Here is a 13406-nt window from a genome sequence, read left to right on the forward strand (position 1 = left end):
TTACCTTCATTATAACAGAGATAAAATTTTTATGCCTTCAATGAAGAAAAAGCAGAACTTCTATACGTTCTGCTTTTTCTTCATTTTGTTATTTGCCAATACCTTTATCTTTAATCTCAGCTTTTTGCCCGGTGCCATCTACTAAGCCAAAAATAATCTTCGCTTGGTCTGTATTATCAATTTGTCCTGAAAAAGCTTCTGCTTGTGGGCCATAAGCATAGACATTTACATCTTCTCCTGTGTGTCCGCCAGTAGTCCAACCAGTATTCGAACGTTCATCAAAAATCTTTCTTAATGCCTGAGCGATTTTTTCAACATCTTTTGACTCCGCCGCTGTTTTCACTGCTTTCAATTCAGCCTCACTTAATTGAAAATCAATATACTCAGTCACTGTTTTTTCCACATTACCATTTTTAATAATTTCTTCTGCCATAAAATCAGGCGTGCGTTTTGCCGCATGTAAAGGCTCCGTCAACCAGTTGTATTGATCTCCTTTGCCTAAAGACAAGCCCCCTGTTGAATGATCTGCAGTTGTAACCACCAATGTTTCACCATCTTTTTTGGCAAAATCGATGGCCTTTTCAAACGCCGCTTCGAAGTCTTGCATTTCGCTCATCGCGCCAACAATATCATTGCTATGCCCGGCCCAATCGATTTGACTACCTTCAACCATTAAAAAGAAACCTTTTTCATTTTTATCTAATCGTTGAAGAGCCGCTTCTGTCATATCAGCTAATGAAGGGACTTCTTCCGTTCGGTCAATCATTTTAGGTAGCCCGCCTGGTGCAAACAAGCCTAAAATTTTGTCGTCTTGGTTCTCATTTAACGACTTTTTGTCTGTGACATGACCATAACCCGCTTGGGAAAATTCTTTGACTAAATCACGATCTTTCCGGGCAAATAATTCGGAGCCGCCGCCAAGTAACACATCGACTTTGTGTTGTCCGTCGATTTGATCATCAAAATAGTCATCGGCGATTTCTGCCATATTTTTGCGTGAAACATTATGTGCGCCATATGCAGCAGGGGTTGCATGTGTTATTTCAGATGTTGCTACAAGCCCCGTTGATTTCCCCACTTTTTTCGCACGTTCCAGCACTGTTTCTGTTTTGGACTTGTCATTATCGAGCGCAATAGCATTATTGTAGGTTTTCACTCCAGCAGCCATCGCTGTCGCTGCGGACGCTGAATCGGTGACATTCTCTTCTTCATCTTCTGGATAAGTGGCTTGTTGCCCAACTAAATAGGTATCAAAAGCTGTTTGGGGAACACGCTTGTCTGAGTGATTGGCTTTGAAATAGCGATAGCCCGTTGTATACGGATTCCCCATGCCATCTCCAATCATAAAAATAACATTTTTTACTGGTGCTTTTTCGGATTCAGTTGCCTTCGCTTCAGCAACCTCTGTTTGTTTTTCGCCGCTTTTTTGTTCAGATAAATTTGTACAACCCGCTAATGTTGTGAATGTTAATAAGGTAACCCCTAGCAAAGCTCTTTTCTTCATTTCCTTGTTTCCTCCTTCATATCTACCCATACATTGACTATAACAAGTCTTAGTTGATTTCTGATAAATAACAAGTAAACAAAGTGTTAAGTTGTTGTATTGCTTCTGTTAAGTTCCTTATTTGTCGCGTCTTGCTGCTCTTTTTTCGGCTTCTTTGCGTAATTGTTTCTGCGCTTTTTTTGAGCCGCGTTCAATATCTTTGAGTTTCTTTCGTTCATGGAAATCTGTAAATAAACTTTCTAAATCATAGTCTTGCGGATATAGATCTTGTGCTTTCGCTTGTAATTTCAACCGTCTTCGTGGTACATTTTCAATTTTATCATTCACAAATACTTGGATTTCTTGTTCACCCTCATCTGTAAAAACCAACCCAATTTGTTGTGTTTCTGTCAATAGGACACGATCACCTTTTTGATAACGGTCTGTTTCTTCTACAAACGTGGTAAAGGTCGTTTCTTTTGCTTTCAGGGGTTTAAATAGACTTCGATTAGTAGGGTATTCTTTCCGCTGAATATAATGAGCCGCCTTTTCAATGAGCTGTGGCTCCATCTTCATTTTACGTGCAATCCAAAGCGCCTGACTATCGCCAACTTCACCAATTTTCAATTGATATTTGGGCGTTAATGTTTCACGATCGAAGGCCATTGCGGCGGGCACAAAATCGTCATGCTCTTGGGCAAAACGTTTAATTTCACCATAATGGGTCGTTGCAACTACCAAGGCCCCCTTTTGATACATCGTTTCCATGATAGCAATCGCTAAGCCAGCTCCTTCGTTCGGCTCGGTGCCACTGCCAATTTCATCTAATAAAACAAGCGTGTGTCGCTTAACATTACGCAACATTTCCGCAATATTTTTCATGTGCCCAGAAAAAGTGCTTAACGCATTTTCCAGATTTTGCTGATCACCAATATCGACAAAAATTTCATCTAATACTGGAATCTCTGTGCCCGCTTGTGCTGGAATTTGCAACCCAAATTGTGTCATGACAGTCAATAAGCCAACTGTTTTCAAGACAACCGTTTTACCACCAGCATTGGCACCTGTAATGACAAGTCCTCGATACTCTGCTCCTAAAGAAAACGTCAATGGTACTGCGTGTTCTAATAAAAGAGGGTGTTTTCCTTGGACAATGCGCAAGCGTTCTTCTTTGTTTACTTTTGGCGTAATCCCACCAATTTCGCGACTATACTTTCCTCGTGCAAAAATAATATCTAAGGTGGTCATTGTATCGACGGCTTGATCGACAAGTCGTTCTTGCTCATTAATTAACCCAGTTAGTTCTGCCAAAATTTGATATTCTTCCGCTGTTTCTTCCGCTTTTAAGAGTGTCAATTGTTCATTTAATTTACTAATTGCTACAGGTTCAATAAAGACCGTTTGTCCTTTATTGGATTGCTCAATGATTGTGCCTGAAACCTTATTTTTATAGCTAGCTTTGATTGGTACCGTGTAATGTTCCCCTTTTTTCACCATCATATTTTCTTGAATATACAGTTGATTATTTTTATTGCGTAAAAATTTGGTGACTTTTGTTTCAATTTCTTGTTGGCATTCATTGATTTGACGCCGGATTTTCCGAAGTTGTCGAGAAGCATCGGTGGCAACTTTTTGATTATGGATTTTCGTATAAATTTGTTCTTCAATTGCTCTGAAATCAGCTAAGTGCTGACTGTAACTAAATAGGCGTGGTGTTTGGTATTGATTTTTTTCAAAAAACTTCTGGATTCGCTGACTACTTCTTAAAAAGTCAGCGACCTCAATCAATTCGTTTGGTGTAAGGATTAAGCCTTTTTTCACTTGTTGAAGCAAGCGGGTAATTTGGCTCAAGCCCATGAAAGGGACGTGTTGTCCGCTATCAATAATTAAGCGGGCCTCGGTTGTTTCCGTTAAGCGGGACTGCACTGTTTCTAAACGTGTTGCAGGGACCATTTTCGCCAACCGTTCTTTACTATACTCGCCAATCGCACGTGTTTGAACTTCTTTAAGAATTGTTGTAAATTGTAATTTTTGAATGGTTTCATGATTCATTTGTTTTTTCTTCCTTTCTATCACGAAAAGAATACCTGGCGCCTTTAAATAAAAACCAGTTTCTACAGAAAAAAGAGGACAGCGTTCTACCGCTGTCCTCTTTATCATTGGATAAAGGTTACTAAAGAAACCTCTTTTAAAGGAGGTATTTAGTAAATGAGATGACTGACAGGTATCACTTTCTAAGCACACCAAATAAACCTTGCTTGGTTCACTGGTTATTCAACTTATCAATTAGATACCTACGACACTCACCAAAATACCCCACATTCATTTGTTGGTTTTTATTTATTCTCCACTTGAGAGTAGCAAATCTGGTGGAAAAAGTCAACTAAAGATTGGCCCTTTACTTATTCAATGTGTTTTTCATCATGGTTAGTAACGTTTTCACGTCTTCTGTTCTAGTGTCCCCTGTTTCTTGATCGATAATTGAGCTGTAAACATGAGGAATGATTTTTTTAACGCCGGCATCCACCGCAATTTGAACAATTTCTTCAAAGTTTTCTAAATCAATGCCCCCTGTTGGCTCTAAATAAAAGTCATACTTGGCACAAGCTGCTGCTACTGCTTGGTATTCTTCTTTGTGAGCCAAGCCTTTCATCGGGAAATATTTAATGGAACTGCCCCCCATGTCTTTCAACAATTTGATGGCGGTTTCGATAGGCACTTCCGCCGCTGGCGCACCCGAGCTTAACGGACCTGTCGCAATGTTGACATAGCCAACTTTGCCTGTGGGTGAAACCAAGCCATTAATTACTGTTTCGTCTTGACGAAGTAAGGCCCGCGAAGCGCCGACACCTGTGAAGACTTGGTTCACGTGTTGCGGTTGTAGAACTTCTGATAAGCGAGCCACCATTTGACTTTGATTAGGATCGCCAGCCCCTAAGCCGACAGATAAAGCGTTGTTGGTTGCTGCTTGGTATTTTTTCATATCGTCAATGGCTGCTTCATCGGTTTCATAGTTTTTTGAAAGAACGCCTAACACAACATGCCCTTCTGCTGCTTCATAACAGGCTTGGGCATTTTCTACTGAATTGGCTAAGACGTTTAAACAAATGCGTTCTTCTAAATAATTAGGTTTTAATGACATGGCTTATTTCTCCTTTGTCTCCATAATTTCTTGTAATCGTTGCACGATTTTGTTCATTTCTTCTTGATTGACAGAACGAATGTCAAATTCAATGATGCCATTGTTGGCTTGATATTCACGCGTATAAATGGCTGGACTTTCTGCTTTTAACGCTTGGATGACTTCCTTAGCGGTTTTTCTGCCGTCCACTTTGACACTGGCGCGATAAATGTCTCGTCCGGCGCCATCTTGGACGATTTTAGCGGTTAAATCTGACAGGTTGTTGATGGCTTCAACAAACGGTTTTAAGCGCTCTTGCATCGAAGCCCCTGATTCACTGCCATGCGCCAAATATTCTTCCACTGCTTGGGTAAAGCCCAGGATATTGTCTTTGCCAATTTTCATTGCTCGACCAATGCCTTTGCCTTGTAGGCGCACCCAGTCAATGTATTCTTTTTTCCCGACCACTAAACCGGCACTTGGCCCTTCGATGGCTTTGGCGCCGCTGTAAATCACCAAATCAGCGCCTGCTTCAGTGTATTTGAAAAGATCTTCTTCTGCTGCCGCGTCAACAATTAGCGGCACCTTGTGGCGTTGCGCCACTTTGGCCGCTTCGGCCACCGTCAGCATACTTTTTTGCACGGTATGGTGGCTTTTGATGTATAGAATGGCCGCTGTTTTTTCGGAAATCATCATTTCCACGTGTTCTGGACTGCACATGTTGGCGTAGCCAGCTTCCACTACTTGGCCGCCGCCTTGCGCTACCATGACTTCTACAGGCGTGCCGTAGTCCACGTTGTGCCCTTTAGGCAAAACAATCTCTCGCTGTTCAATTTTTTCTGTATAGGGATGATACGCGTGGTACAAGCTGCCTTTTCCAATCAGGGCAGCCACCGCTTGGGCAATCCCCGCCGAAGCCGAGGAAACGATTTGGGCATCTTCTACCTTCAACAAGTTGGCTAAAAAGGCCCCTGTTTGCACACTAAGTTCACTCATTTCAAAGAAATGTTCGCCGCCGAATCGTTGCGCTGCTAGGACTGCCTCCGAAACTTTGGAGACACCTAGAATGGTCATTTTCCCAGAAGCGTTGATGACTTCTTTTAAGTGGAATTTTTCGTAACTATTCATTATTTTCTCCTTTATAACAAACCAAAGAATGAAGTGACCAAACTAACTAAGACAATCGTGCCGATAATGATACCGTAACGTGGGCCTTTTTTTACCATGAAGAAATAAATAGCCATGACTGCTGCTAAAGGAAGTAACCCTTTCATAATTTGATCTAGGATATCTTGTAAAACAATTGTGGCACCGCCAGTAACTTTAAACGTCATCGGGCTAGCAATTTTAACATAACTCGCACTTAAAGCGCCCATCATCATCATTCCTAAAACATTTGCTGAATAAATGACTTGTTTAATTTTACCGTCTTTTAACAAACTTAAGATTGAATTACGCCCTAATGTATAGGACTTATTTACTAACGTCCAACTGATGTATAACGTAATGGCTGTGTACAGAACCAACGGACCGATACTTCCAATCACGTTACCTCCTTTAGCCATTGGAATAAAAATGGAAATGATTAACGGCATTAATGCTGCCCAAATAATCGAATCGCCAATCCCAGCCAGCGGACCCATCAGTCCAGTTTTAATCGATGTGATCGCCGTATCAGAGATCGCTGCGCCATTGGATTTTTCTTCCTCCATAGCAATTGCAATCCCTTGAATTGAAGCCCCTACTGTTCCTTCAGTATTAAAAAAATTCAAATGACGTTTCAGAGCTTCTCTTTGTTGTTCTTCATCGTCTGCGTAAAGTTTTTTAATTGCAGGAATCATCGATGCACAAAAAACTAAACTTTGAAGACGTTCATAAGAATTTGATAATTCACAGCCTAGTTGATAAATCCAAAAGGCTTTGGATAATTCTTTTTTAGTAATTTTTTTCTGTTCCAATTGTTGTTCATTTGCTTGTGTCATTTGTTCCATTATGCTGCCTCCTCACTCAATGCCTTGTTTCTAACTAAAAAGGCAATACAGATTCCTAAAATAGCGACGGCCATAACTTCTGCGCCAAAATATACTACTGCAACAAAACCAATTAAAAAATAAGGAATCAAATTTTTCTTGCCAATTACCATAATTGTTAAGGCGAAGCCTAACGCTGGTAAAATACCACCCATTACTTCAAAGCCGTGCATCAACCATGCTGGGATAACTTCTAAGACTTTATTCACCACAGATTGACCAAAAAAGTTCGCCGCAAAAACCAACGGAAAGCGAATTAAAAATCCCGCTAAAGCTGGATAAACAAACGCAGCTCGGTAAATCCCCCCATAATTTAACTCTTCCGCATATTTATCAGCCATATGCACCCACGTCGCATTGATGGTGCGCCGTAATTGATCCATAAAGACGCCTAACACACCAAAAGGAACAGCTAGTGCAACAGCCGCCTCGGCATTCATTCCCACACCTAAAGCAATCGGAATCGCGATTGCTGAAGCTAAAGCCGGATCACTAGGCACATTGCCGCCCGGTGTGGAGGTGACTCCGAGATAAACAAGTTGAATCCCCGCACCCACAACCATTGCTTCACTAAGTTTTCCTGTTACTAAACCAGCCACCAACGCTGCACCTAATGGCTGAGACAGCATGCCTGAAAATGTGTACCCAAAACGCAAACGTGCAAACCAATAATAAAGTCCCATAATAATTGAAACACCTAAAACGCCCATATGATTCTCTCCTTTTTCTCTGATTATAGTGATTGATATTTTTCAATTAATTTTTGAATTGGTAGGGGATTTTCTTCGGGAATCGCTTGGAAGAAAACATGGATGCCCTTCGTTAAAAGTTCAGTCAAAATTGCAACATCTTCTTCAGATAAATTGATATTTTTTAAAACATTTTTCCGATTTGGTCCGCCACCTAAGCCACCAACTTGAATCTCCTCTTTAATAATTTCTTGGTCCACCATCGCTTTTAAGGTCGTTAAATCTGGCACTAAAAATAACACCTTTTTCTCTTCCTTTTCTTGCGATTCCCAATATTCTTTGGCACTTTCAATCCCTTTAATTACTACAGAAACCCCTGGAGGCGCCGCCATTAAATAAATACTTTGTAAAAATTCATCTTGCTCTAGTTCATCACTCACTACCAAAATTTCATTTGCACCTGATTGTTGTAACCATTTAGTCACTACTTGTCCATGGATTAAACGGCTATCGACTCTTGTTAATACGATTTTTGACATTCTGTTCACCTGTACTTTCTTATTTTGGAATTTCTAAAATTTGACAACTGTCTACTGCTGCTTGTTGAATCATTTCTGCATCTTGTAAACGAAATCCAGGACCACTTTGTTTCATGACGGATTCTAATAATAACGATGTACATAATCCGGACACAATCAGGAGGTCATAATCTTTTGATAAACGCAATGCAACATTACTAGGTGTGCCGCCTTTAACATCTGTTAAAATTAGCAACTGGTTGTGCCACGTTAATTGGTCAATTTTTTCTGTGACTCGTTCTAAATAATCCCCCAGTGAATCCTCTGCTTGTAATGCTACTTCATGTACATTTGTGACTTCTCCAACGATCATCTGGACGCTTTTGACTAATTCCAAGCCCCAACCATTGTGTGTTAAAAGTAAAATAGGTTCATTTTCCATAAACAAACTCCTTTGCTAATTAATCATTTTATTAAAAGCAATAAGTGTGCCAACTTTCATTTCCGTTTGAATTAAGCCTTTTCAAAGAGCAATTCATAAATATAGCGCACTTCCAAAGGTGGAATCAACAAATTATAGGACACTTCAAGCGGTCGAAACGCCATTTTTATGACAGATACAGCTTCTGGCAACTCTCGATATGACACTTCATAAGCTGTCGGGTCATATTCTGGATTCAACAATTGCCGTTCTAACATACAAGCACAATGAATGATAAAACGAAGTAAAACCTTTTCGTCACTTTTTATTTTAGTTTGCAAGCAAATGTCTGAATAAATCTTAGCTAATTCGATTGAAATGGTTGTAGGATTCAAAACCGTTAGTAAGTCTGTAATAGCTTCGATTGATAATCCTTGAATATATTTAGCTGAAACTTTTTTTAGTAACTCTTGGTTTTGTTTTTCTTCTAAATGATGGCCTAATAATTCGAAAACTAGCTGAATGCCCCGCTTCGATAGTAAATCTTGTAAAGAAATAAACGGAATATCTGGCACTTCTGTCTTTACGGTGCCAATGATACCAACGATTTTCTCTTCTTTTCGAACAAAAGAATGCAAACGATCAATGTCTTCCACTTCTCTTTTCTCTAAAGTAATGATGCGTACATTCGTTAGTAATTCATTAGGAAAAGTTTTTAGTAACAACTGTTCAATTTTAATAGCAGTCCCCATGCCAGTTAGACAGGAAATAATGAGAACTTTTGCCTCGTTGAAGCGACCTTTACTGCAAATCAAGGCGCGATGATTTTTTTCTTTTAAGACTGGTAATAGATACTCAAACGCCGTCGATTCATAAATGACTTCTCGGGCCACTTCTAGCAATGTTAAGAGATTGATATTGCTAATTAGCAGCACTTCCATTTGAAACGTTTGACTGATAGCATTACCAAAGTAAACCAGGGAACCGATGTCCACCATTAAAATAATTTTTTTATACTGATTTTGCTTTACAATTGCACGGACTTTTTCTAATGTTTCTTCCACTGATTGATTAATCGGCATATCAACTGCACGCATGACAGTTGTTGAAAACAGAAGGTTGGTGTACTCAACCATACTGCTGGCCGTCGCCGCACCATGTGCAACGACGATAACGCCACAGTTTTCTTCAACTGAGTGCGCTCTTTTTTTAGCTGTGACTTTACGAATAAATAGATCAAAAAAGAGGATTTCCGTATCAGCAAAAGAAATCCCGAACAATGTTTGTAGAAAGTCCACCATGGTCTTAGCAGCTTGATACTGGGTTACTTTGCCAGAATAGATATTTTTGGTATCTGAATAAAATGTTTCATTCATTTGTGCAGAATAAAAAACAGCAGAATAAAGGTGGACAATTAAAATATTCTGGAAATCCTCTGTCAATTTTTCTTGGATTAATTGTTCAAAAAAGACAATGGCTTCTTGAATTTTTGGCTGCAATGTTTCGTCAATGGCCTCTATGGCTAGCGGTTCTTGAGCAAAAATATCCATATCATAAAGTTGCTCGACTTTGTTTTGCATGATTGCTAGCGCATCCTCTGTCGAAAGAGTTAATTTTTTCAAATCCGCATATTCTTTCAATAGAAAATTATAAAAACGATCATTTTTCAGACTTTCTGATTTAAGTAACTCTTGACTGCTTAAATAAAAATGGTTGTATTGAATCGTGAGGCCATCGTTAGGTATCCACTCATTAAAAGCCAGCAGACTTTCTACATCAGGTTGCTCTTTGACTGTTCCCTCGTTTGCTTCAATGCAAATAGTTTCCGTTAATTGATCGAACACCTCTAAATAGGCTTGTGCGCTCATAAATTGAATCGCCGCTTTCAATTCGCCAACGTTGGCTTCAAAATGAGTAAACGTTAATTGTTTCAACGCCTCATAACGAATATGGATATTCTTTTGAATCCGTTGACTTTCTTCTAAGAAAAAGGACAAAATCAATTGAATTTTTTCTTTCATAGAGCGCTCGGCTAAAGCTGGAATGGCTAATGTCACAGGGATCCTTCTTAAAAACGTTTTCAAAAAATGTTGATTGACTGCTTCGGTTGTTGCAAAAATAAATTTTATCGATACATTTCTTTGTTTTTCGGCTTCGCCCATCCGTGTAAAATACCCTTTATCCAAAACTGTAAACAATTTTTCTTGGCCTTCGCTCGTTAATCGATGGACTTCATCTAAAAATAAAAAACCGACATCTGCCAACTCCACTAAGCCTTTTTGGTCATTGACGGCACCAGTAAAACTGCCTTTTTTATAGCCAAACAGATGCGAAGTTAATAATTCTGGATTGTTGAAATATTCTGCACAATTAAAATAAATAAACGGAACTTCTTGGTTCATTTTAACTTGATAAAATTGGTGTAATTGTTCTGCAATTAAGGTTTTCCCAACCCCAGATTCTCCAGTAAGTAAAATATTCAAGCCATTAGGCGGATATAAAATAGCGGCTTTCAACTTCTTGATGGCGTCTGCTAAGCTCCCATCAAAACCAATTACGTTCGCAAATGGATTCATTTTCAGTAGCTGCTTTTTCTTATGTATCTGTTCTGTCTGTTGATAAATGTCCTCTTGCAGCGAAGCGAGGGAATCGTAGCACGTGCTACTTTTAAAAAAAGGAAACTGTTCCTCTAAGTAGTCTTTATCAAAAAATAACACTGGTCTAGATTTAACTTTAACGACTTGGTCTTTTCTCACTAATTCTGAAAGCTCTTCACTAACAGCGGTTCGGGTATAGCCAGAGGCCTGACTTAATTGCGAAGCCGTTGCGGGCAACAAGGTTGCTTTGCTACTTGGATTTTGTACGTGAAACTGTTTTAACGCTTGATGAATATTATCAATTCTCATAGTCTTTTCCCCATTTCTTTTTTGATCCAAAAGTTAATTTATTATACATTAAAACGGAAGCGGTTTCTTATTTACCATGAAAAAAATCAAGTCTTTAACCAAAAGATTAAAGACTTGATTTTTATTCTCCGTATTGTACAAGTTGTGTATTTTCACAATGAAAGTCCAAGAAATCTTGGATTTTTTTACCATTGAAGTAGTTATCAATGACTCGCATGACCGCATTGTGGCAAACAAATAGGTAAGTTTCCTCTGAAGCCAAGGCTTCCTCAATCAGGGGATAAATTCGACCCGCGACATCTAGGACTGATTCCCCTTCTGGAAACGGCAAGGAAATCTCAGAACGATTTTCTTGGAAAGCCGTTGTTTCAATCGGTTCACCATCATAAATACCAAAATTCATCTCAATTAAACGAGGTTCTGTTTCAATCGTCAATTGATTTCGTTCCGCAATTTTACGTGCTGTTTCTTGCGCCCGTTTTAAAGGCGACGCCAGTAAACGGTCGATTTGAATTCCTTGTTTGGCAATTTTTTCAGCTACCAATTCCGCTTGTTGATAGCCTTTTTCGGTCAATTGCGCTTCCGCATGACCACAAATTCTACGGGCCACATTATAATCTGTTTCACCATGTCTCACTACGTACAGCATTTTTCCACCTCAGTTTTTTGTCTTGTGTCTATTTTATCTGAAATTTGGTCACAATAACACCCTATTTAGCGGTAACTTTCTGGTAATTTAAATTTGCCTTCTTGCTCAAACTGTTCGCCTACTTGGAATAAGAGATCTTCACGTCCACGAGCAGCCAGCAATTGAATACCTAAGGGTAACCCCGTTGCCGTAACATGTGTGGGCAAGCTGATGGCTGGTTGTCCTGTCAAGTTCGCTAGTTGAGTATATGGTGTTAGCTGTAAACTTTTATCAAAATAATCATAGATTAATTCAGCTAACTCTGCTTCTGTTAATTCTGCTGCTTGCGCCATTCGTTGACGAATGTGCTCACTTTGCAAATCTTCGTTAATTTTTGGTGCTGAAAAAGCCGTTGTTGGTGATAAAAACAGATCAAATTTTTGAAAAAGTTCTTCCATCGTTACTGCTGCTTGATCCCACAACTGTAATGAATGAACATAGGTGGCTGCTGGAATCTTTTGGCCAAATTGATGCATGGTCCATGAAAAAGGTTCGATTTCTTCTTTGCGAATTGGGCGCCCGAGCCCCTGTTGAATGCTGTTCATCATCGCTGTAGTTTCTGCGCCGTTCATTTGATAATAGGAGCGAATCAGCGCTGCACCATCGACTGGATAAGGAATCTCAATGATTTCATGGCCAGCGGCTGCCAGAAAATCAGCCGCTTGTTTCGCCGCTTGTGTTGCTTCTGGCGAAATCAGTGAGCCGATAGGCGAAGCGGTACACAGAGCAATTTTTAGCCGTTGTTTTTTAGGGTGTGTTTGCCATTCTGCCAAGGGCGCTTGGTAGGGGGCGCCACTGTGGCTACCACGTAGGCCATAAAATAACGCTTTGGTGTCTCTCATAGAAATAGTCAACGCAAAGTCAATCGAGGCACCTTGCCAGCCTCGCCAGCCTTCTGGGCCGACAGGCATGGAGCCACGGCTAGGTTTTAAGCCAATTAAGCCACTAAAAGAGGCGGGAATTCGGATGGAGCCACCGCCATCGCTAGCGCCGGCTATAGGAACAATCCCGCTAGCGACAACTGCGGCAGCGCCGCCACTGGAACCGCCTGGCGAATGTTCCAGGTTCCAAGGATTGCGGGCTGGCCCGTAAAGCGCAGGATCCGTAATATTTTTAAAGCCAAACTCTGGGGCGTTGGTTTGTCCTAATGGCATCAAACCAATCGTTTCTGCTTGTTTGACAAAGTTAGAGGTAGTTGTTGCAGTACTATTTTTAAAAAGTTGCGAACCGGCCGTTGCTGACCACCCCGCTTTTTCTTGGCCTAACATTTTCAATGGAAATGGCAAACCAGCAAATAGTGTGTCCTGCTGTTTATTTTTTTGATAAGTTTCTTCTGCTTCTTGGCTATCAAAGGTTACAAAGCCATTGATCTTTGGATTTAACTTTTGGACTTTTTTCTCAATATCCTTTAAGAGTTCTGTGTGACTTACTTTCTGTTCTTTTAATTGTTGTACCCAATATAGTCCGTCTTTCATACAGACCCACCTCCTATACTATTCCTTATTAGTATAGCATGGTTTTTAGGGGTCATCCTGTGATGGTGATTTTCA

At 40.0% G+C, this 13406-nt stretch carries 11 protein-coding genes; all 11 read right to left on the bottom strand.

Going from position 1 to position 13406, the window contains the following annotated elements; translation table 11 throughout:
• Window positions 1–88 precede the first annotated feature (88 nt).
• The 11 genes from IGL48_RS12285 to IGL48_RS12335 all read right to left on the bottom strand — a co-directional run bounded on the left by IGL48_RS12285 (window position 89) and on the right by IGL48_RS12335 (window position 13331).
• Window positions 89–1534 (bottom strand): alkaline phosphatase, encoded by a 1446-nt coding sequence (locus IGL48_RS12285; protein ID WP_002381148.1) that lies wholly within the window; start codon window positions 1532–1534, stop codon window positions 89–91.
• 87 nt (window positions 1535–1621) lie between these two features.
• Window positions 1622–3535, bottom strand: a complete 1914-nt coding sequence (locus IGL48_RS12290) for an endonuclease MutS2 (protein ID WP_410200063.1) — start codon at window positions 3533–3535, stop codon at window positions 1622–1624.
• A 346-nt stretch (window positions 3536–3881) separates the two neighbouring features.
• The gene (gene dagF / locus IGL48_RS12295; RefSeq protein WP_002361094.1) at window positions 3882–4625 is read right to left on the bottom strand and encodes a 2-dehydro-3-deoxy-phosphogluconate aldolase; all 744 of its coding nucleotides are present in this window, start codon (window positions 4623–4625) and stop codon (window positions 3882–3884) included.
• Window positions 4626–4628: 3 nt separating this feature from the next.
• The gene (locus IGL48_RS12300) at window positions 4629–5732 is read right to left on the bottom strand and encodes a DgaE family pyridoxal phosphate-dependent ammonia lyase (RefSeq protein ID WP_086318184.1); all 1104 of its coding nucleotides are present in this window, start codon (window positions 5730–5732) and stop codon (window positions 4629–4631) included.
• A gap of 11 nt (window positions 5733–5743) precedes the next feature.
• On the bottom strand, window positions 5744–6595 hold the full coding sequence (locus tag IGL48_RS12305) for a PTS system mannose/fructose/sorbose family transporter subunit IID (protein ID WP_002359140.1): 852 nt from the start codon (window positions 6593–6595) through the stop codon (window positions 5744–5746).
• Window positions 6595–7344 (bottom strand): PTS mannose/fructose/sorbose/N-acetylgalactosamine transporter subunit IIC, encoded by a 750-nt coding sequence (locus IGL48_RS12310; protein ID WP_048949426.1) that lies wholly within the window; start codon window positions 7342–7344, stop codon window positions 6595–6597. The genes IGL48_RS12305 and IGL48_RS12310 overlap by 1 nt, the downstream gene beginning before the upstream one ends.
• Window positions 7345–7367: 23 nt before the next feature.
• Window positions 7368–7862 (bottom strand): PTS system mannose/fructose/N-acetylgalactosamine-transporter subunit IIB, encoded by a 495-nt coding sequence (locus IGL48_RS12315; RefSeq protein ID WP_002355078.1) that lies wholly within the window; start codon window positions 7860–7862, stop codon window positions 7368–7370.
• A gap of 19 nt (window positions 7863–7881) precedes the next feature.
• On the bottom strand, window positions 7882–8283 hold the full coding sequence (locus IGL48_RS12320; protein WP_002365282.1) for a PTS sugar transporter subunit IIA: 402 nt from the start codon (window positions 8281–8283) through the stop codon (window positions 7882–7884).
• 71 nt (window positions 8284–8354) lie between these two features.
• Window positions 8355–11168 carry a sigma 54-interacting transcriptional regulator gene (locus tag IGL48_RS12325; RefSeq protein WP_048949427.1) on the bottom strand — a complete coding sequence of 938 codons (2814 nt, stop codon included), beginning with the start codon at window positions 11166–11168 and terminating at the stop codon, window positions 8355–8357.
• 121 nt (window positions 11169–11289) lie between these two features.
• Window positions 11290–11817, bottom strand: a complete 528-nt coding sequence (locus IGL48_RS12330) for a histidine phosphatase family protein (RefSeq protein WP_002359138.1) — start codon at window positions 11815–11817, stop codon at window positions 11290–11292.
• A 65-nt stretch (window positions 11818–11882) separates the two neighbouring features.
• Window positions 11883–13331 (bottom strand): amidase, encoded by a 1449-nt coding sequence (locus tag IGL48_RS12335; RefSeq protein ID WP_048949428.1) that lies wholly within the window; start codon window positions 13329–13331, stop codon window positions 11883–11885.
• Window positions 13332–13406: the final 75 nt, after the last annotated feature.

The sequence above is a fragment of the Enterococcus sp. DIV1090 genome, from assembly GCF_050537975.1.
Taxonomy (GTDB): Bacteria; Bacillota; Bacilli; order Lactobacillales; family Enterococcaceae; genus Enterococcus; species Enterococcus faecalis.